This is a genomic window from Actinomadura napierensis (genome assembly GCF_039529375.1).
GTDB lineage: Bacteria > Actinomycetota > Actinomycetes > Streptosporangiales > Streptosporangiaceae > Spirillospora > Spirillospora napierensis.
Map to the genome: position 1 here is coordinate 22,379 of NZ_BAAAMR010000015.1, position 20,154 is coordinate 42,532.

General features: G+C 70.5%; 16 protein-coding genes. 12 read left to right on the top strand and 4 right to left on the bottom strand.

Annotation, left to right across the window (positions count from 1 at the left end):
* Window positions 1-16: 16 nt before the first annotated feature.
* The 10 genes from ABD296_RS11270 to ABD296_RS11315 all read left to right on the top strand — a co-directional run bounded on the left by ABD296_RS11270 (window position 17) and on the right by ABD296_RS11315 (window position 12,113).
* Window positions 17-1,117, top strand: coding sequence for an alcohol dehydrogenase catalytic domain-containing protein (locus tag ABD296_RS11270; RefSeq protein ID WP_344264592.1), 1,101 nt, complete (start codon window positions 17-19; stop codon window positions 1,115-1,117).
* Window positions 1,114-2,709 carry a bifunctional 3-(3-hydroxy-phenyl)propionate/3-hydroxycinnamic acid hydroxylase gene (locus ABD296_RS11275; RefSeq protein WP_344264595.1) on the top strand — a complete coding sequence of 532 codons (1,596 nt, stop codon included), beginning with the start codon at window positions 1,114-1,116 and terminating at the stop codon, window positions 2,707-2,709. Before ABD296_RS11270 ends, ABD296_RS11275 begins: the two co-directional genes overlap by 4 nt.
* A gap of 95 nt (window positions 2,710-2,804) precedes the next feature.
* The gene (locus ABD296_RS11280) at window positions 2,805-3,944 is read left to right on the top strand and encodes an NAD(P)-dependent alcohol dehydrogenase (protein WP_344264598.1); all 1,140 of its coding nucleotides are present in this window, start codon (window positions 2,805-2,807) and stop codon (window positions 3,942-3,944) included.
* Entirely contained in the window at window positions 3,941-5,389 is a 1,449-nt protein-coding gene (locus ABD296_RS11285) for an aldehyde dehydrogenase family protein (RefSeq protein ID WP_344264601.1), read from the top strand. Before ABD296_RS11280 ends, ABD296_RS11285 begins: the two co-directional genes overlap by 4 nt.
* Window positions 5,390-5,469: 80 nt before the next feature.
* Window positions 5,470-5,916: a MarR family winged helix-turn-helix transcriptional regulator gene (locus ABD296_RS11290; protein ID WP_344264604.1), complete on the top strand. Its 447-nt coding sequence runs from the start codon at window positions 5,470-5,472 to the stop codon at window positions 5,914-5,916.
* Between the two features lie 224 nt (window positions 5,917-6,140).
* On the top strand, window positions 6,141-7,337 hold the full coding sequence (locus tag ABD296_RS11295; protein WP_344264607.1) for a cytochrome P450: 1,197 nt from the start codon (window positions 6,141-6,143) through the stop codon (window positions 7,335-7,337).
* On the top strand, window positions 7,334-7,525 hold the full coding sequence (locus ABD296_RS11300) for a ferredoxin (protein ID WP_344264610.1): 192 nt from the start codon (window positions 7,334-7,336) through the stop codon (window positions 7,523-7,525). Before ABD296_RS11295 ends, ABD296_RS11300 begins: the two co-directional genes overlap by 4 nt.
* Complete coding sequence (locus tag ABD296_RS11305; protein ID WP_344264613.1) at window positions 7,522-8,661, top strand: NAD(P)/FAD-dependent oxidoreductase; 1,140 nt, start codon at window positions 7,522-7,524, stop codon at window positions 8,659-8,661. Before ABD296_RS11300 ends, ABD296_RS11305 begins: the two co-directional genes overlap by 4 nt.
* Window positions 8,662-9,052: 391 nt before the next feature.
* Window positions 9,053-10,549 carry a GntT/GntP/DsdX family permease gene (locus ABD296_RS11310; RefSeq protein WP_344264616.1) on the top strand — a complete coding sequence of 499 codons (1,497 nt, stop codon included), beginning with the start codon at window positions 9,053-9,055 and terminating at the stop codon, window positions 10,547-10,549.
* Between the two features lie 469 nt (window positions 10,550-11,018).
* Window positions 11,019-12,113: a class I SAM-dependent methyltransferase gene (locus ABD296_RS11315; protein WP_344264619.1), complete on the top strand. Its 1,095-nt coding sequence runs from the start codon at window positions 11,019-11,021 to the stop codon at window positions 12,111-12,113.
* Here the strand turns inward: ABD296_RS11315 and ABD296_RS11320 are convergent.
* The 3 genes from ABD296_RS11320 to ABD296_RS11330 form a co-directional block, all read right to left on the bottom strand.
* A complete protein-coding gene (locus ABD296_RS11320; RefSeq protein WP_344264622.1) occupies window positions 12,091-14,931 on the bottom strand; it encodes an ATP-binding protein in 2,841 nt (946 codons plus the stop codon). The two genes, ABD296_RS11315 and ABD296_RS11320, sit on opposite strands and share 23 nt — an antisense overlap.
* 230 nt (window positions 14,932-15,161) lie before the next feature.
* The gene (locus ABD296_RS11325) at window positions 15,162-16,019 is read right to left on the bottom strand and encodes a hypothetical protein (RefSeq protein ID WP_344264625.1); all 858 of its coding nucleotides are present in this window, start codon (window positions 16,017-16,019) and stop codon (window positions 15,162-15,164) included.
* A 607-nt stretch (window positions 16,020-16,626) separates the two neighbouring features.
* Window positions 16,627-16,983, bottom strand: a complete 357-nt coding sequence (locus ABD296_RS11330; RefSeq protein ID WP_344264628.1) for an STAS domain-containing protein — start codon at window positions 16,981-16,983, stop codon at window positions 16,627-16,629.
* Window positions 16,984-17,509: 526 nt separating this feature from the next.
* On the opposite strand from ABD296_RS11330, the gene ABD296_RS11335 reads away from it, so the two are divergent.
* Both ABD296_RS11335 and ABD296_RS11340 read left to right on the top strand, forming a co-directional pair.
* Complete coding sequence (locus tag ABD296_RS11335; RefSeq protein WP_344264632.1) at window positions 17,510-17,857, top strand: MmcQ/YjbR family DNA-binding protein; 348 nt, start codon at window positions 17,510-17,512, stop codon at window positions 17,855-17,857.
* Window positions 17,858-18,211: 354 nt separating this feature from the next.
* Window positions 18,212-19,174 (top strand): hypothetical protein, encoded by a 963-nt coding sequence (locus ABD296_RS11340; protein ID WP_344264635.1) that lies wholly within the window; start codon window positions 18,212-18,214, stop codon window positions 19,172-19,174.
* A gap of 74 nt (window positions 19,175-19,248) precedes the next feature.
* On the opposite strand, the gene ABD296_RS11345 is transcribed toward ABD296_RS11340, so the two are convergent.
* Window positions 19,249-20,133: a class I SAM-dependent methyltransferase gene (locus tag ABD296_RS11345; protein ID WP_344264638.1), complete on the bottom strand. Its 885-nt coding sequence runs from the start codon at window positions 20,131-20,133 to the stop codon at window positions 19,249-19,251.
* Between the last annotated feature and the right edge of the window lie 21 nt (window positions 20,134-20,154).

Below are 20,154 nucleotides of genomic sequence, written 5' to 3' on the forward strand. Positions count from 1 at the left end.
GCGAAGGAACCGAACCATGACCGCGATGCTCGCCGCCCGGGCCCTGCAGGGGTCCACCGCGTTGCACCTGGACAAGATCGCCATCCCCGATCCCGGACCGCACGACGTCCTGATCAAGGTGGCGTCGGCCGGCCTGGCTCCCGGCATGATGACGCTGCTGGCCCAGGGCGCCTACACCCGGCTGCCCACCACGCTCGGCCACGAGGCCGCGGGAACGATCACCGCCGTGGGCAGCGCCGTCGACGGCGTCGCCGTCGGTGAGCGCGTACGGGTTCACCCGAACCTGAACTGCCGCTCCTGCAACTACTGCCGCACCGACCGGGACATGATGTGTCCCCAGCAGGCGATGATCGGCCACGCCGCCTTCGGGCAGGTGCCGATGCCCCTGTACGACCGGTATCACGACGGCGGGCTCGCCGAGTACGTGCGCGTCCCGTACTGGCTGGTGGACAAGCTCCCGGATTCGGTCGGCTTCGACGTCGGCGCCAAGGTCCACGACCTGGCCAATGCGGCACGAGCGCTGAAAAGCGCGGCGCTGCCATCTGCGGCCACACTCATCGTCACCGCCGCCACCGGCACCATGGGCACCGCCACCATCAAGCTCGCCGCCCACTTCGGCGTGGCCCGCCTGATCCTCGTCGGCCGCAGCGCCGAACGGCTCGACGCCGTGCGCCGTCTCGCCGGTGACATCCCCACCGACAGCGTGGCCCTGGAATCGCTGTCCACCGACTGGGCCACCACCCAGGGACTGACCCGAGCCCTGCGCCGACTCGCTCCTCAGGGCGCGGACGCGGTGCTCGACTTCATCCCCGACGGCCCGGCCAGCACCCAATCCCTCGCCGCCTTGGCCACCGGCGGCTCCCTCGTCCACATGGGCGCCAACCAGTCCCCTCTGGCCCTGCCCTACCTGGCGATCATGGTCAACTGCTGGCGCGTCATCGGCACCCGCGCCTGTACCCGCACCGACGCCCATGAGGTCCTTGCGCTGCTCAGCGGCGGCGCGCTCACCATCGACGAGCTCATCACCCACCGGTTCCCGCTCACGCAGACCGACGCCGCCGTAGCCGCGCTGCAGAGCCGAACCGAAGCCATCTGGATGGCGGTGGTCAACCCGTGACCCGCGAACGGCTCCCCGTGCTGGTCGTGGGCGGCGGCCCCGTCGGCCTCACCGTCGCCAATCTGCTCAGCGCCGGCGGCGTCCCCGTCACCCTCGTCGAACGCAACCCCGCGACCAGCGACGAGGCCAAGGCGATCAGCCTCGACGACGAGTCACTGCGCACCCTGCAGCAGGCCGGGCTCGCCGACGCGGTCCTCGACATCGTCGTACCGGGGACCGGCACCCGGTACTACGACCGCAAGGGCCGCCCGCTGTTCCACGCTCGCGGACCGCAGCCCTACCGCCACGGCTTTCCCTTCAAGAACCAGTTCGCCCAGCCGGAGCTGGAGCGCGTTCTGCTCGACGCCCTCAAGTCACGGCCGGAAGCCGACGTGCAGTTCTCCACCGAACTGGTCGCCCTGCACGACCGGGGGACCGGGAGCGGGGTCTGCGTCGCGGAACTGCGCGCCGCGGGGCAACCGGGCGCCGCCACCGAGACCCGCCGGTTCAGCTGGGTGCTCGGCTGCGACGGTGGACGCTCCACCGTTCGCGAACTGCTCGGCATCGCCATGACGGGCACCAGCCACCACCAGGTGTGGCTGGTCGCCGACACCATCGGCGACCATCACGACGAGCGCTACGGGATGCACCACGGCCGTCCGGCGCGCCCCACGGTCATCGTGCCCGGCCGCGGCGGACGCTGCCGTTACGAATTTCTGCTGAATCCAGGTGAAGGGCAGAAGGGACCGGCCGACTTCGCCACCATCCGCCGGTTGCTGGCCCCCTATCGCGACCTCACCGCCGAGCAGATCGAACGCTCCACGAACTACACCTTCAACGCCGTCGTCGCCGACCAATGGCGGGACGGCCGGTGCCTGCTCCTCGGCGACGCCGCGCACATGATGCCCCCGTTCGCCGGCCAGGGCCTGAACTCCGGCGTCCGCGACGCCGCCAACGTCGCCTGGAAGATCAACGAGGTATGGCACGGCCGGGCTCCGGCACGGCTGCTCGACACCTACGAGCAGGAACGCCGCCCGCACGCGACCGCGATGGTGCGGTACTCCGAGCGGCTCGGCGAGGTCGTCATGACGACCGGCAAGGGCCGCGCCCTGCTGCGGGACGTCGTCGTCCGCACGCTACTGGCCACGCCGCCGGGCCGGCGCTACCTCACCCAGATGCGGTTCCGGCCCGCCGCCCGGCACCAACGCGGGTACGTCTTCGACACCCACCCGCTCACCGGCACGCTGCTGCCGCAACCGCGGGTCCTGCAATCACCGCGCTTGCGGCCCGTAATGCTCGACGACGTGCTCGGCTCCGGCTTCGCCGTGCTGGGCGTGGCGGTGCCCGCCGCAGCGTGGGAAGCGTTCGAGGCCCCCGGCTGGTCTCGGCTCGCGGCGCCGATCCGCCGCATCGATGTCGTCATGGACGACCGGCTGCCCCGCGCCGAAGACGGCCGCCAGGCGATAGCGGACGCCGACGGTGCACTGCAACGAGCACTGCACACCGCCCGTAACCGCTTCGTCCTGGTCAAGCCGGACCGGTACGTGGCCGCGGTCATGGACCCCCTGGGCGTCTCGGACGTCGGATCACGGCTCAGCGAGATGGCCACATGACATTCCCGAACCGATCGGCCGTGATGCGGCCGGCACTTTCATCGGTGATGCGACGCGGCCGCACCGACCCCGGCTCGATGTAGAGGAGAACCGACGTGCCCACCTCCACCACGGCTGCCGTCGCCAGAGCCGGTGCGGACGACTTCGCCTGGGAACCGGTCGTACTCGATGACCCAGGACCCGATGAAGCCCTGGTCCGCATGGTCGCCACCGGGTTGTGCCATACCGACCTGTCGGTGCTCGCCGGACGGCTGCCCACGCCACTGCCCGCAGTCCTGGGCCACGAGGGCGCAGGAATCGTCGAAGCGGTCGGGCCCGGGACCCGTGGCGTGCGCCCCGGCGACCGCGTCGTGATGTCGTTCAACTCGTGCGGCCACTGCGCCCGATGCCGCACGGGTCAGCCGACCCGGTGCGGCACCTACTTCCCGCTCAACTTCGGCGCCGCGCGGCCCGACGGGTCCACTCCACTGCGCACAGCGGGTGGGGAGCCCATCGGCGGGCTGTTCTTCGGCCAGTCCTCCCTGGCCCGGCACGCCGTCGTTTCCGTGCACAGCCTGGTGCCCGTCGACCCGGCCGACGACCGCGAACTCGCTCTGTTGGCACCGATCGGTTGTGGCGTCCAGACCGGTGCCGGCGCCGTGCTCAACGTGCTCAAGCCCGGTCCTGGCGACACCCTCGCGGTGTTCGGTGCCGGAGCCGTGGGCCTGTCCGCGGTGATCGCCGCACAGCTCAGCGGCGTAAGTACGGTGATCGTCGCCGACCGGGTGCCGTCTCGCCTCACCACGGCCTCCGAGCTGGGCGCGACCCGCACCATCGACGCGGGTGTCGAAGACCTCGGCGAAAGCCTCGCCGACTTGACCGGCGGGCGCGGCGTCACCTCCATCGTGGAGACGACAGGCGTACCGGCACTGCTGGACCTGGCCGTCACCGCGATCGCCGCGTTCGGCACCGTAGCGGTGATCGGCGCTCCGGCCGCGGGAAGCCGTGCCTCCTTCGACGTCAACGCACTCATCGACGGCCGCACCATCCGCGGCGTCACCGAGGGCGCCAGCGACCGGGTCACCTTCATACCCGCCCTGATCGACCTGTTCCGGCAGGGCCGCCTGCCCTACGACCGGTTCGTCGAGTTCTACCCGGCCGCCGATCTGGCCGAAGCCGCAAAGGACGCCCGCCACGGCCGCACCATCAAACCGGTCATCGTCTTCGACGACCACGACGGCGAGGCGGGACGATGAGCCTTCCCCACGCGCGCAACTACATCAACGGCGACTGGAGTGACGGACACGCGGCAGGGGAGTCACGGTGTCCGGCCACCGGCGAGGTGATCGGCACCTACGCCGACGCCGGCGCCGTCACCGCCGGGCACGCCATCGCCGCCGCCCGGGCCGCCTTCCGCGAGACCGACTGGGCCCGCGACCGCGACCTGCGCGCCCGTGTCCTGCTGGAGATGGCCGACCGGATGACCGAGCGCCGCGACGAACTGGTGTCGCTCCTGTCACGCGAGAACGGCAAGAAGCTCGGCGACGCGGCGATGGAGATCGGCTCCGCGATCCCCAAGCTGCGCTACAACGCGGCTCTCGCCTTGACCGACACCGGACGGGCCGCGGAACTCGCCCCCGGCAGCTACTCGATGACACTGCACCAGCCGCTGGGCGTGGCCGGAGTGATCGTGCCATGGAACTCCCCCGTCGTCCTGGCAGTGCGCTCCTTCGCGCCGGCGCTCGCCGCCGGCTGCACGGTCGCGATGAAGATGCCGGCGCAGACGGCACTGACCAACGGCCTGCTGTACGAGATCATCGCGACGACACCGAGCCTGCCGGCCGGAGTCCTCAACGCGTTCACCGAGTCCGGCAACGACGGCGCGCCCCTGCTGGTGTCCCACCCGGACACCGATGTGATCAGCTACACCGGGTCCACCGCGGTGGGCCGCACCATCATGGCCGAGGCCGCACGCCGTCTGAAGCCGTGCTCGCTGGAGCTCGGCGGCAAGTCCCCGATGATCGTCTTCGACGACGCCGACCTCGACGCCGCCGTTCCGGTGCTCACCGCCGCGATCACCACTTTCGCCGGCCAGTTCTGCATGGCCGGCAGCCGGATCCTCGTTCAGCGCGCCATCGCCGACCGATTGCGCGGCCGGCTCACCGCGGCCCTGGAAGCGGTCGAGGTCGGGCCGGGCGACGATCCCGGCACGGACATGGGTCCGGTCATCGACCGGGCGCAAGCCGTCCGAATCGACCGGGTGATCGCCGAGTCGGCGCAGTACGGATCAATCCTGGTGCGCGGTGGGCTGCTGGAATACACGGGCGCGGCAGCTTACGTGCGTCCCGCGCTCGTCGAGGTCTCCGACCTGCAAGCGCCCTTGGTGCAGGAAGAAGTGTTCGGGCCGGTGGCCACCTTCGAAATCTTCGACGGCGAGGAGGACGCGATCCGGCGCGCGAATGCCACCCGGTACGGCCTGGCCGCCTCGGTGTGGACCAGGGACATGGACCGTGCGTTGCGCCTGGCCCGCCGGATCGACGCGGGCACCGTCTGGACGAACGACTGGGGGGTCGTCCGCGACCAGATGGAGGAAGGCGGATTCAAGCAGAGCGGCGTCGGCCGTCTGAACGGGCCGCGTGCCCTGGCCGAGTTCCAGGAGATCAAGCACCTCGTTCACTCCGCACCAGGGCGCAGCTCATGAGAACGCGGCGACCCGCGTCAGGCGGCACGGCCGCGTGGGAGGAGGAACGCCCCCATGATCCGCCTGTAAACTTCGCCGGCGTGACCGCCGACAGGTTGCCGGAAGACCTCACCCGCCTCGTCTGGACGCTGCACCGTCGGCTGCTGCAGGGGCAGAAGCCCCCGGCCGAGGAGAAGGTGCGCCCGCTGGCCCAGGTGGAACTGCTGCATCTGGTCGCTGCCGAACCGGGCATCACCGTACGGCAGGCCGCATCGGCATTGCGGATGAAACCCCACAACGTCAGCACTCTGGTCACCCTGCTGGTCCGCGACGGGTATTTCGTGCGCGTGCCCGACCCGGCGGATCGCCGGTACGTCCAGCTGCACCCCACGCCCAAGATGCTCGCGGCGGCCGAACAGAGCAACGCGAGCTCGTACCGCGGCATAGCCGAGGCGCTCAGCGACCTTCCGGAAGGCGCGGAACAGCGCATCGCCGCAGCCCTGCCGGACCTGTGGACCCTGGTCGACCGGTTGACCGACCGATCCTGACCGGACGTCGACTCCGCCGGTCCCCCGGCCGGCGGACCGTCACCGCGTACCCCGAGGCTCGTTGCCCGGCGGTGCGGCGACGGTCCGCGCTGTTCTCCCGCCTTACTGCCTTCTCACCACTGGAAACTTCACCACGCCCTCATGTGTTGCCTTTTTCAGGACACTAGTCTTGAATTGCAAGACATCACGGCCCATCGTCCGGCTCCGCCCGAGGAGATCTCGAGATGACCGTTCCGCTCGACCACCCGACCACCCACCTCGACCTGTTCTCGGCCGAGGTGGTGGCGGACCCGTCCCCCGCACTGGCGCAATTGCGTTCACTCGGCCCGGTCGTCTACTGCGCCGAGCACGACTTCTTCCTGCTGACGCGCTACGAAGACGTGCGCGCCGCCGCAGCGGACTGGCAGACCTTCACCTCGGCGCACGGAGTCGCCCTCACTCCGGAGTTCAACAAGCAGCTCGAAGGGTCCGTGCTCGCCACCGACCCGCCCGAGCACGACGCGCTGCGAGCCGTGCTCTCGGACAAGCTGGCCCCCCGCGGGCTGGCGAAGATCCGGCAGCGGATCAGCGACTACGCCCACGGACTCGTCGCGCAGACGGTCGCACGGGAGACCTTCGACGGCGTGCTCGACATCGCCCGAGTGTTCCCCATCAACGTGGTCGCCGACCTCGTGGGCCTCCCCCGCGAAGGACGCGAGTACATGCATCCCGGCGCGGACGCGACCTTCGCCGGCTTCGGCCCCTTCGGCGACTACGTCCAGCAGCACCTGCCGCAAATGCGCAGCTACCACGAGTGGATGGCCACCATGGCCGACCGCTCCAAACTCGCCCCCGGCGGATGGGGCGAGGCCATCATGGACGCCGTCGACGACGGCCGCCTCACCCGGCTCGGCGCCATTCGCACGGTCAGCGCCTACCTCACCGCCGGCATGGACACCACGGTCAACGCGATCGCCGCGCTGATGCGGCTGTTCGCCGACCGCACCGATGTGTGGGAGGCGCTCAAGGCGGACCCGCGTCTGGCCGGGCCCGTCTTCGAGGAGATTCTCCGGCTGGAAGCGCCGGTCTCCGGATTCTTCCGCGTCGCCCGGCACGACGTCGCCATCGGCGACGTGACCGTTCCCGCCGGCGCCCGGGTGATGCTGAACTGGGCCGCGGCCAACCGCGACCCGGCCAAGTACCCCGACCCCGACCGCTTCGACATCACCCGCAACCCCCTCGACCACGTCGCCTTCGGATACGGCATTCATGCCTGCGCGGGCCAGGGGCTCGCACGGATGGAAGCCGCCGCCCTTCTGCAGGCGCTCGCGGCACAGATCGACACCATCCACCTCACCGGCGAACCCGTACGAGGACGCAACCCCGTCGTACGCGGCTACGACTCCGTTCCGCTGCGCGTCACCCCCCGGAGGCCCGCATGAAAATCGAGACCAACCGCGCCGCGTGCGAAGGGCACGGCCTCTGTGAGCAGACGGCTCCGGACATCTACGCCCTCGACGAGCAGGGATACGTCTACGTTCGCGTACCCGAGATCCCGCCGGGGCTCGAGGCTTCCGCAGAGGCGGGAGCCCGGGTGTGCCCCGTCGCCGCCCTCCAGGTACGTCGATGAAGCACATCGTCGTCGCGGGCGGATCCATCGCGGCCGCCACGGCCGTCAGCACCCTGCGCGCGCACGGCTGGGACGGAAGGATCACGCTCGTCACGGACGAGGAAACGCCACCGTACTCGCGTGTTCCCCTGTCGAAGGGCGTCCTCTCCGGCGCCCTCGACCGGGGCTCGGTGACGTTGCCGGCTCTGCCCGACGACGTGGACGTCCATCTGGACACCCGCGCCACCGCACTGGACGTGCAGACCCGGACCGTCACCCTCTCCCGGGGCACGGATCTGCGCTATGACGGCCTGATCATCGCGACCGGCTCCCGACCGCGACGGCTGGCCCCCGACGGTCGGCAGGGCGAACTCGTGGTCCGCACCCTCGCCGACGCCGCCGCCATCAACGCGCGGCTCCGCACGGCGCGCTCAGCCATCGTCGTGGGCGCCGGCTTCCTGGGCATGGAGGTCGCCTCCACCCTGCGCGCCACCGGTCTCGCCGTCACGGTCATCGACCGCGACCCGCCGCTTCGGCGGCTCACCGGGCACTGGCTGGCCGACATCGTCACGGCGGCCCCCGCCGAGACCGGCGTCGACTTCGTCCTCGCCCCACGCGGAGTCACCCTGACCGGCGACCCGGTCACCGGCGTCGCCACCGCAGATGGTCAGACCCTCACCGCCGACGTCGTCATCTCCGCCGTCGGCGACATCCCCAACATCGAATGGCTGCACAACTCGGGCCTGCGCCTCGCGGAAGGAGTCGTGGTCGACCCATGGTGCCAGGCGGCGCCCAGTGTGGTCGCTGCCGGCGACGTCGCGACACGGCAGATCAGACCGGACCTCTACCGGCGGACGCCGCACTGGACCAATGCCGTGCTGCAAGGACGTCTCGCGGCCCTCAACCTGCTCGGCGTCCGCGAACCCTACGCGCCGGACCACTACTTCTGGACCGAACAGTTCGGCCTGAACATCAAGATCGCCGGCGAGCTTCCCCTGCAAGGCACCCCCATTCTCCTCGAAGGCGACCCCTCATCCCGGTCGCTGCTCGCCCAATGGCACCGTGCCGGCAGACCTGTGGCGGCGGCCACGGTCAATCTGCCGTTGCCCATCGTCCGCCTCAAACGTCTCGCCACGGTCGCGGTTGAAAGGAGCTGAGCAACGCCCCGGAAGGCCATAGCGCATCGACCAGCAGGCAACGTCGCCCTCCCGACACGGGTCAACGGAGATCCCGCCAAGTCCCGCGCCATGAACCAGGCGGCGCTCAAGTACCTGGAGACCGAGACACAAGGTCGACAGCACCCGTCCGCCGCAGACGATCATGTTGCGCGCCGACGGCGATTTTCGCACCGGGATGAACGGCGACGAAGCACGCTGAGTTCCTCGAAAGACAAAATGATGCCGAGAAGGTATCAATTGATGTCAAATCGGGTTTGGACACGCATGGAAAGCGCTCCTACGCTGCCGCGGTAGCAGGCCCGGTGGCCCCCGCCACCCAGGACCCCGACCGCCGACCACCCCAGCGGATCCGCGGAAAGAGCTGATCGCCATGCCCCTGCTCATCGTGGCGCTAGCCGTAGTGCTGCTGCTCGTGATGATGACCAAATTCAAGATCAACGGCTTCATCGCGCTGTTCATCGCCGCCCTGTTCGTGGGCCTGGCCCGCGGTATGGCGCTGCCCAAGATCTACGACGCGATCGTCTCCGGCGTCGGTGACCAGCTCGACGAGCTGATCCTCATCCTCGGCTTCGGCGCCATGCTCGGCAAGGTCCTCGCCGACAGCGGCGCAGCACAGCGGATCGCCACCTCGATGGTCGACGCCTTCGGCATCAGCCGCGTCCAGCTCGCCATGGTGCTGACCTCGACCGCGATCGGCATCACGATGTTCTACGAGGTCGGCTTCGTGCTCCTCATCCCACTGGTGTTCACGATCGTCCGCGAATACGACCTGCCGCTGCTGTGGGTCGGGCTTCCCATGTCGATGACCCTGTCGACGATGCACAGCTTCCTGCCGCCGCACCCCGGGCCGGCCGCCGTGACCGAGACCTTCCACGCCAGCCAGGGCATCACCCTGCTCTACGGTCTCCCCATCGCCATCGTCTCCGCCGCGATCGTCTGCTACCTCTGGCCGCGGCTCGCCTACGTCAAGCGGATCAACCCGCGCCTGCCGGTCGCGCTCATCACCGAGCGCAAGTTCGACGAGGCCGACCTGCCCCGCTTCAGCACCTGCCTGTTCATCGTCGTCATCCCGGTCGTGCTGATGGCGGTCTCGGCCGTCGCCGATCTCAGCACGAGTTCCGACAACAAGGCCATGGACTACATCGGCTTCTTCGGCGAAGCCCCGGTCGCGCTGCTCATCGCCCTGCTGCTGGCGGTCGTCCTCCTCGGACCCAAGATCGGCCGGGCCGCCGCCAAAGCCGACCAGGACCACACAGCCGTCGCGACCGACTCTGCCGATGGTGGCGCCGCGGCGCGTCCCGACGAGGGCGGCGGAGCGGCCACGGCGACCACTCCCGCCCCAGCGACCGGCACAGCGACCGGCACAGCTGCCGGCACGGCGACCGCGCCCCATGGCTGGCTGTCGGCTGCGATGGAGTCGTGCAACGAGGCCGTCAAACCGATCGCCATGATCATCATGGTCATCGGGGCCGGCGGCGCCTTCAAGGAGGTGCTCGTCAAGTCCGGGATCGCCGACTACATCGCCGATCTCACCCACGGCTGGAACATCTCCCCGCTCATCCTGGCCTGGGGCATCGCGGCCCTGGTCCGCATCGCGGTCGGCTCCGCCTCCGTCGCCGTCGTCACCGCCGCAGGCATCGTCCTGCCCCTGCTCCACAACTCCAGCACCGCCCCCGAACTGATGGTCCTCGCCGTCACCTGCGGCAGCATCGCCGCCAGCCACGTCAACGACCCCGGCTTCTGGCTGTTCAAGCAATACCTGAACCTCTCCGTACTGGACACCATCAAAATCCGCACCGCCTACACCTCGACCCTCGCCGTCCTAGGTCTGGGCGGCGTCCTGCTCATGAACACCGTCGTCGGCTAACCAGCAGGACGCCCGAACGGCCCGTGCCGGCTCGTTGTCGCCTCGGCGGTTCCGAAACGGATCGCCAGGCCGATGGAGCGGACCTTCGGCCCGCCGCCGGCGCGGAATCAGACGAGACAACGCCGCAACAAGAGCCGGCCACCATGAAACTGAGCGCGGTCGACCTGCAACCTGACGGCGCGACACCTGGTTCTCGTGACGGAGTACCAGTAACTCGGCATCCTTGGACAGATCAGACCGGACCAGCGTCATCGGCAGCCCGACCGACCGGTACAGCAGAGACCTCGAGATGGTCACAGTGACCGCTCCGGGGCCGCCGGGTATCCGTGCCCGGCACGGGGCCGGTGACTCCGTGCCAGCCACGGGCGAGGGGGCCTCCGTGGTGGCCACGGATGCCCCCTCGCCGCTCCGGGGCGCACGCTCCTCGCACAGGTCCATCGGGGACCTGCACCGAAGAGCGGAGAAGTTCATGACCACCGCAACCGGCAACCCGCCGATCGACCCCGCGCCGATCGACGAGGCCGAACTCCAGGCGTTCGTCGGACGGGCGGTCGTCGACATGGGGGCCGCGATCTCCGGACTGCTGCTCCACCTCGGCGACCGGCTCGGCCTCTACAAGGCGATGGCCGGCGCCGGCCCGATCACCTCGGCCGCGCTGGCGCGGCGCACCGGCACCTCCGAGCGCCTCGTCCGCGAATGGCTCGGCAACCAGGCGGCCGGCGGCTATGTCGGCTACGACCCCGCCGCCGGCACCTACGAGCTGCCGGCGGAGCACGCCATGGTCGTCGCGGACGAGGACAGCCCGGTCTTCCTCGGCGGCGCCTTCGAGGCCATCGCCTCCTGCTACGCCGACCACGACGTGCTGGCCGAGGCGTTCCGCACCGGCGCGGGCGTCGGCTGGGCCGAGCACGACCACCGGCTGTACTCCGGCATCGTGCGGTTCTTCCGCCCCGGCTACGCCGCCCACCTGGTCGAGGAATGGCTGCCGGCGCTGGACGGCGTGGCCGGGAAGCTGCGGGCGGGGGCGAGCGTGGCCGACGTCGGATGCGGGCACGGCGCGTCCACGATCATCATGGCCCGGGCGTTCGAGCGGTCGACGTTCGCGGGCTTCGACCCGCACGGCGCCTCCATCGAGGCCGCCCGCACGGCCGCGCGGGAGGCCGGCCTGGAGCAGCGGGCGAGGTTCGACGTCGCGTCCGGACGGGACTTCCCCGGCGAGGGCTACGACCTGGTGTGCCTGTTCGACGCCCTGCACGACATGGGCGACCCGGTCACCACCGCCCGCCGCGTCCGGCGGTCGCTGGCACCGGACGGCACGCTGCTGCTGGTCGAGCCGTACGCGGGCGACGCGCTGGAGGAGAACCTGAACCCGGTCGGGCGGGTCTACTACGGCCTGTCCACCGTGATCTGCACGCCGGGCTCGCTGGCCCAGGAGGTCGGACTGGGGCTGGGCGCGCAGGCCGGCGAACGCCGGCTGGCCGAGGTGCTGCGCGAGGCCGGGTTCAGCCGGGTGCGGCGGGCGGCCGAGACCCCGTTCAACATCATCCTGGAGGCCAGGCCGTAGGCACCGCGCCCATCCGTGCCAGCTCGGACTCGCCCTGCGCCCGCTGCTCCCCGCCGAGGAACACGAGCGTGCGGGCCCACTGGTAGCGGCATCCGGCGTCCGCGAAGGCGGCGGCCGCGGCGCGCAGAGCGTTGTGGCCGCCGCCTTGTCCCGTCCCGGCCGTCATGGCCGCCGCGCGATCGACGATGGCGGTGGCGACCGGGTTGCCCGCCGCCATCACGCGTGCGTGCCCGAGGCGTCCGGCCGCGTCCTGGTGCCCGGACAGGACGGACGCCTCGGCCCACAGCGCGGCGTTCCAGGGACGCCAGACGCTGTTGAACCACTGCGTCAGCTGCTCCGGAGGGGTGGCCAGCACCTCCACCGCGTGCTGGGGCGGACCGCGGTGCAGCAGAAGCAGGGCGTCGAAGAACTCGCCGTAACCGAGCTCCGCCATCGAGCGGTCCGGCGTCGTCAGGGCGTCGACGATGCCCAGCCACTCCGCACGGGCGTCGTCGTCGCCGCGCAGCCCGTAGACCATCGCGGCCGCGTACGCGCCGCGCGCGAGGTTGCCCGCACGGGGCCGCCCGGCCCGGTTCCAGCCTTCGTGGAACCGCTCCGCCAGCGCGGCCGTCTCGTCCCAGTCGCCCGCGAGCGCCGTGACGACGAGCAGCCGCACGGTCGCCAGGTGGCCCTCCTCCCGGTTGAACGGCAGGTCCCGCAGGTGCTCGGCGTGGCTCCGCGCGGCGGGCAGGTCGCCGGCGGCGACGGCGCAGTCGGAGGCCATGGTGAACCCGTCGAAGAACTCCAGCCCGCTCACGGCCGTCACCGGCAGCGGGGCCATCAGTTCGATGCGGCGCGAGGCGCTGGCCGCCGCGGCCCGGATCTCGCCGCGCACCAGCTGGATCGCGGTGAGCTGATCGAGCGCGGCGCTCTCGATCAGCGGGTCGCCGATGCGGCGGGCCAGGGTGAGCGCGCGCTCGACGAGTCCGGCGGTGGCCGGGTCGTCGGTCGCGCCGTTGAACGCCTCGGCGGTGAGCAGCCGGGCCCGCGCGGCCGGGTCGCCGCCGGCCAGTTCCCGACCTTCCGCGATCAGCGCCTCCACCTGCCCGGCCACCGGCCCGGTGTTCATCAGCCCCGGACCGCGGGTGATCAGTTCGGCGTTCCGGCCGAGATCGGTCGCCGCTTCGGCCCGGTCGCCCGCTCGTATCGCCGCGTCCGCGGCGGCCCTGCGCAGCCGCAGTGCCTCGGTACCGAACTGCCGGGATTCCGCGGCACCCGCCGCACCGCGCAAGGCGGCGGCGGCCGCGCGATCGTCCGCCGCCAGTCCGGCCGCCTGCTGGTAACGCCGCTGCGACTCCCCGGGCATGCCCCGGGCGAAGGTCAGCTCGGCCAGTCCTATCGCCAGCCGGTAGGCATCGGGAGCCCGATCCGCGGCGCTCGCGGCCCAGGTCAGGGCGGCCCGCAGCTCGTCGGCCACCCGGTCGAACGCGGCCCGCCAGGCGCCGGTGGGCTCGCGCGCCGCGGCCTGGAGCTCCGCGCTCTCCGCCAGGCACCAGCCGAGGTGGCGCGCATGCGCCTCGGCGGACTCGTCCGCGTCTTCGAGCCGGTCCGCCCCGTACTGGCGGATGGTCTCCAAGACGCGGTAGCGCGTCCCGCCCGGTTCGGGGATCGCCGTCAGCAGGCTCTGGTCGGCGAGGCCGGCCAGGCTCGTCGCGACGGCGCGGGCCGGCACCGGCGGCCAGCCGGCCAGGACCGTCGCGGCGGCGCCGGCGGTGAACGGGCCGGCGAAGACCGAGATCCGGCGCAGTACCGCCTGTTCGGGGCCGGGCAGCAGCGCATGACTCCAGTCGAGCGTCGAGCGCAACGAGCGGTGCCGGTCATCGATCCGCGGTCCGCCGGTCAGCAGCCGGAGCCGGTCGGCCAGCCCCGCCTCGAGCCCGTCGAGACCGAGCGACGCGTAGCGGGCGGCGGCCAGTTCGATCGCCAGCGCCATGCCGTCCAGACCCCGGCAGACCGACGCGACGCGCTTCTCGTCGCCGGGCCTGAGCCGGTTGCCGCCGGCCGCGACCCGGCCGTGGAACAGCTCGACCGCGTCACCGGGGCCGCCGTCGCCGGCTTCGACGGAGAGGCCGGGCACCGGGTACACCCCTTCGAAGGGCACCAGCAGCCGGGATCGGCTGGTGGCGAGCACCACCAGCCGGGGACTGCCGGCCAGGAGCCGTTCCAGCAGGACGACCACGCCGTCCAGCAGATGCTCGCAGTTGTCCAGCACGAGCAGCGTCTCCCGGCCGGCAAGCCAGCCGAGGACGCTGTCGGTCGCCGAGCGGCTCGGGCTCTCCCCAAGGCCGAGCGCGTCCGCGATCGTCGACGCGATCATCACCGGGTCGGTGACCGGCACCAGGTTGACGTACCAGACGCCGTCGGCGAACCGGTCGCCCACGTCGGCGGCGACGCTCAGGGCCAGCCGCGTCTTGCCGATCCCGCCCGGCCCGGTGGCCGTGACCAGCCGGTGCTCGCGCAGCGCCCGCGTCAACGCCGCCCGCTCGGCCACCCGCCCCACGAACGGCGTCAGCGGCGACGGCAGCGCCGCGACCGCCGTCGGCGCGCTCCCCGCGACCGCCGTCCCGGCGGGCAGGTGCGCCGAGAGCGCGGCCAGGGCGCGGCGGTCGTCCACCCGGAGCTTGCGCAGCAGTGACGAGACGTGACTCTCGACGGTGCGGACGGAGATGAACAGCCGGGCCCCGATCTCGGCGTTGGTCAGGTGTTCCCCGAGCGCGGCCAGGACCTCGGACTCGCGGGCCGAAATGCTTACCGCCGGAGATGCAGCCTCATTGGCCATGCCCCGATTGTGCACGCAACAAGGCTTCCTGCCCTCAAGCCGCGGCGACATGAGCGGTGTGCTCAGGGGCATGTCGACGGGCATCACGTTCTTCGACACTGCCGAGGTCTGCGGCCGCTATGTCAACGAGGACCTTCGGCGCAGCGCCGCGTGTGCGGACCACGGACGTCCGCGGCCGGTGCGGCAGCACCACAGGGAGCACGCCCGGACGGGGCGTGCTCCCATAGGGCCTAGTTGGCGCAGAAGACGATCGTCTCCATGGACAAGGGTTCACTTCGCGGGACCGACGTCTGCACACCGAAGTCGCCGAGGGTAGGTGCGTTCGCCGTGTGCGGCGCGATCTGCTGGAGGTGTGCGCCCGGGACCGATGTGGAGCCGGCGAGGCCGATGAGGCCCGTCCCGGGCGGGCAGGGGACGCTCGCCTGCTGGACCGCTCCTGTCTTGAACTGCTGGAAGTCGCCGAACACGTTCGCCTTCGCGCACACCGAGTAGCCGGTGACGGTGTAGTTGCCGGCGAACCCGTCGGCGTCCTCCTTGGCGAAGGCGGCGACGCTGGTCGGGAACGATCCGCTGGTGTTGGTGGTCAGGCCCAGGTCCACCTGTCCGTTGCCGTTGTCGATCTTGCCGCCGGCGCCGATGACCTGACCCGTCGTGCAACCCACCGCGGCCTGGTCGTTGGGATTCGATGTCGGTGCGTTGGCATGGGAGGTGATCCGCAGGCCCAGCGCGTCAGGGACGGTGGCGCAGAACGCGAACACCTGGAAGTTCCAGGCCACGGGGATGCCGAACTGGTCCGCAGCCGCGTTGGCCTCGAAACTGTCCCCGGCCGCGGTGTGGATCGGCTGCAACTCGGTGATGACGGCGTGGACGCCGCCGACCGTGAGCGCGCCGCCCCCGAGCACCCGCTGCCCGGAGGGGCACTTCGCGCGGAAGGGCTCCTTCGACGCCAGGGTGTTGACCGGGGACGATGCGGAGACGGCGTGAACGGAGCCGACCGGAATACTGGTCGCCCCCGCCGACGGGGCTCCAAGCGTCTGAGAGGCGAGGACGAGGAGGCCGAGGACCACCGCCGACGCCCACGTTCTCATTGCACGCGTGGTCAAGGCGCCGGCCAATGCACCCCTCACCCACGTCCCGAAACTCTTCCTGCGTGCCTTCACGATGTCCTTCTCTCTACGCGTCGGGACCGAACGGGCCGGTGCTCTGGCCTGAGTTGATGCGCACCGTGGGCGCATCGCACCCGGTGAGGCGGCCATGGCCGCGGCCGATCTGTGGCTGGTACCGACCCTGAGCCAGAGCGGGCCCATCAGACATCCGCGCCCGCCACGGATTCGAGGCGTGCGTGGCGGCATCCGTGCTCGGCACCGATGTACTGCACCCAGGCATGTCGGCACGCTCCTACACGCGCTGGTCCATCCGGGGGCCTGCACCCAAGGACGAGGGGACACCAATGCCCACCGCACGGGCCCCGAGAGAAGCACGTGACGCTCCACGAACTGGCCAACGCCATCTACGGCGGACCAACCCACTGATCCCCACCGAAGCCGACATCGCAGAGATCGCCCGCGGCCTGCCCTGCCCTCCCCCACAGCCGGTCCCGATGGACGAGGCGTCATCGAGTCAGCAATTGAGGTCCTCGACGACCTCGCGGCTCGCGCTGTTGCATGTCGTCGCCGCTGTGATGCGGGCCGACTGTTACTCGGCGGCGGGGGCGGCGCGGATGGCGGCGCGGATGGTGGGGTAGGCCGGCAGGGCGGTCGCCAGTCCGGTCAGGTGCAGCAGGAGTTGAATGTGGTCGGGGACGTGTGCCAGGCGGAGTCCGTGCGGCAGGTGTCGGGTCTGGCGGCGGGCGGTGATCAGAGGTGTCAGGCCGCTGGCGTCCATGAAGCTGACCTGGCTGAGTTCCACCACGACTCCGTAGCGGGCGCAGGCGGCGGCCTTGGCGAGAGCGCCGCGCAGTATGGGGGCGGTGGCGATGTCCAGTTCCCCGGCGGGGCTGATGGTGGCGTGACCGTCAGGGCGCAATGTGATCGGTAGCAGGTGAGGGTGCATGGCAGGTCCCCGCACGGCGCGCAGGGACTTGCCCGGGCTGGTGCGGTCCGGAATGTGGGTCCGGCCGGTCCGCGCCGTGGCATGGTCGGGGCGTGCTGGTGGGCACGCGTGCGGGTGGGGGGTCTGCCAGGGTCCGGGGCAGGCGGGCAGGCCGGCAGGCCACTCCAGTGACCTCACGTATCCAGGTGCGCGCTTTCAGTAGCGTATGCGCACAGGGGGGATGGGGCCTCCGATACGCCAGAAACCGCTTCCGCCTCCGCCTCCCTCATGGCCAACGCCTCGACTGCGACTTCGGTCCCAGGCCCACCTGGCCACACCAACAACTTCACCACCAGCCACGCGAGACGAGAGCGTGGATCACACCTGCGAGTACTTTGGAGCACCCGGCTGCGGCAGTGCCGGCTGCCTCGGGCCCCTTCGCGGTTTGTGGGCCGATAGCCTGCACGTGTGCGGAAACCGGTGTCTGGGAGCGACCAGGATGGCTGACGCCGAAGACGTTCGCCGGTTGGCACTCGTGCTACCTCACGTGGTCGAGATCGACAGCGACGGCTTCGATTTCCGGGTCGGCGGCAAAGGGTTCGTCTGGTCCTATCCCGAGCGCAGACCGGGTAAGCCGCGCGTCATCCGGACCGACATCGCCGTACTGTACGTCGGCGACGAGGCGGAGAAGCAGGCGTTGCTGCTCGGTGAGCCGGAACGCTTCTTCACCACACCCGCCTACGACGGGATGCCTCTGGTCATGCTGTGGCTGGGCGAAGTGGACCTCGACCGTCTGGAAGAGCTCATCACCGACGCCTGGCGCATGCGCGCGCCGGACACGCTCGTCGGCGACCTCGACACCGCAGCCGATCAGCCCAGCACAGATCCGGGATGAGCGGAGCCGGCCAGGCCGAGACCGCGGTCAGCCGCCCTGCGCATTTACGGACATGGTCCTTCTAGCACCCCCGCTCGAGTCAGACACCCGCGCACCTAGACGGCCCCTACGACGATCGCTCTGCGGCAAAAGAAAATGTTGGGGCTGAAGCAGCACTCGGGAAGCCGAGGGCTTTGACGCGGCGGACGTCGGCCTTGAAGGGGAGTTTGTCGCGGCCTAGGTGTTCGGCCAGGTCCAGGGTGGCCCGCCGATCTCCCGCTCGGTAGGAGACGAGGCGTGTCCGGTTGAGGCCTGAACGTGGCGGCCTCCGTGAGTTGCGCGCCACGATGGTCCCCCGGATCGCGAGGAGACAGCATGAGCCAGGACGACAGGAGAATCGTCTTCTTCGCGGCCACCGTGCTGCTGGTGATGTTCGTCCTACCCACGGGCCTGCTGTTCGGTCCGCTCCACCTGGGAGATGGGGAGGCTGCGCGGCTCGCGGCCGTGCTCACGTTCGTCGGCGTTCTGGTCACCGCATCGGTATCGCTGATCGGATTCATGGTGAACCGCCAGACCGAGCACCGGCTGCAGACAGAGCAAACCGAACAGAGCCGCCGGCTCAGACTGGACTCGGCAATGCGCGCGGGGCAGCTGATCGCCCCCGCTGACGGGGGCTCGTCCGATCCGGCCGCGCTGGCCTCCGGGCTCCTCGCGCTCACCAAGCTCGACAACGCCGATCTCGCCGTGACTCTCCTGGTCGACCTGTGGTCGCCGGAGAATCCGCGTGTCTCCCATGAGACCGCCGTGCTCGTCATCGATGCGGCACTACGCTCGGCATCGCCCAACGCGCAGCTCATCGCCGCCGAGCTGCTGTGCCGCCACTCGACCCGCCTCAATCCCTGCCAGTCCCTGCACTGGCCGAGTGCGGTGGAGGGCTGCTGGGTGTCCGATCTCAGCCCACGGGCCAAGCTGCTGCTGGTCGAGGCACTGGTGAACATGACGCTGGCCGGACCGACCAACGAGAGCGCCCTGCGCGCGGTCGCCGTCCGCCTCTACGGCATCTGGCGCGACGACCCCGACGACCGTGTGCGGGGCTGCATCGGCAAGCTCATCGACCCGCTGATCGGCAGGCTCAACGACCTCGGCTACAAGGACTTCATGCAGGGCACCCAACAGGTCATGCTAAGCGAGTTGCAGATGGCCGCGCGGAGCAGGAACGAAAACCCGGACGGTTACCTCGACCGGTTGTCGACCAGATTCGCCGCCGACCTCCGCGACTGGGCACAGCGGTGCGAAGGACTACCCACAGAACACGGATGCCTCGCCACAGCCGACTGACCAAGGAACCGCCGGTCACCACTAGCGAACGACACCGGCGGCACGGCGCTCACCCACGTCACCGAGGGCGGCTGCTACTTGGTGGTCTTGTTGAGGGCACCGCTGACGTAAAGCACGTCCGCCATGCGCAGGTCGTCGTCCTTGATGGGCGGAAGGTCGTTGGCGGCGAGCAGGTCTCGGATGGTGATGGTGTTCAGAGTCCAGCCGAGGTCGGCCAGGTAGGAAGCCGCTTCGTTGCGCTCACCGAAATAGCGCAGCCGCGCGTGGTCGAGATCGAAACCGTGCGCACGCCAGCGTTCGTAGATGCGGTGAAGGCCTTCCTTCGTCTGATCCTCGTCGCCCGGTCGCGGGTTGGGCCTGCTTTCGGTGGCCACCCGGCTTCCCAGCGCGCTGAGTTCGGTGATGGAGTCCAGCAAGCTGTCCTGCGCCTCGGGCGGCAGGTAGCCCAGCAGGCCCTCGGCGCTCCACGCGGTCGGTCGGGCCGGGTCGAATCCGGCGGCGCGCAGTGCGGCGGGCCAGTCATCGCGCAGATCGACCGCGATCACTCGCCGGTCGGCGGCGGGCGCTGCGCCCAGCGCGGCCAGGGTTCGGGTCTTGAACTCGATGACCCGCGGCTGGTCGACCTCGTACACCACGGTCCCAGCCGGCCAGGGCAGTCGGTACGCGCGGGAGTCCAGTCCCGAGGCCAGGATCACGACCTGTGCGATGTCCGCGCTCGTCGCGTCGAGGAAGAACTCGTCGTAGAACTTGGTCCGTACCTTGGCTCCATCGATCGCCGCGTGCCCGACCAAGTCGTCGGGGGCCACCTCGCCGGTCGCCAGTCGGGTGAGGAGGTCGATGCCGACCGCCCGGACGAGCGGTTCGGCGAACGGGTCGTCGATGAGCGCTTGATCCGTGCGGGTCGCTATCGACCGTGTTGCGGCGGCCATGGTTGCGGTCGCGCCGACGCTGGAGGCCAAGTCCCAGGTGTCTCCGTCGTA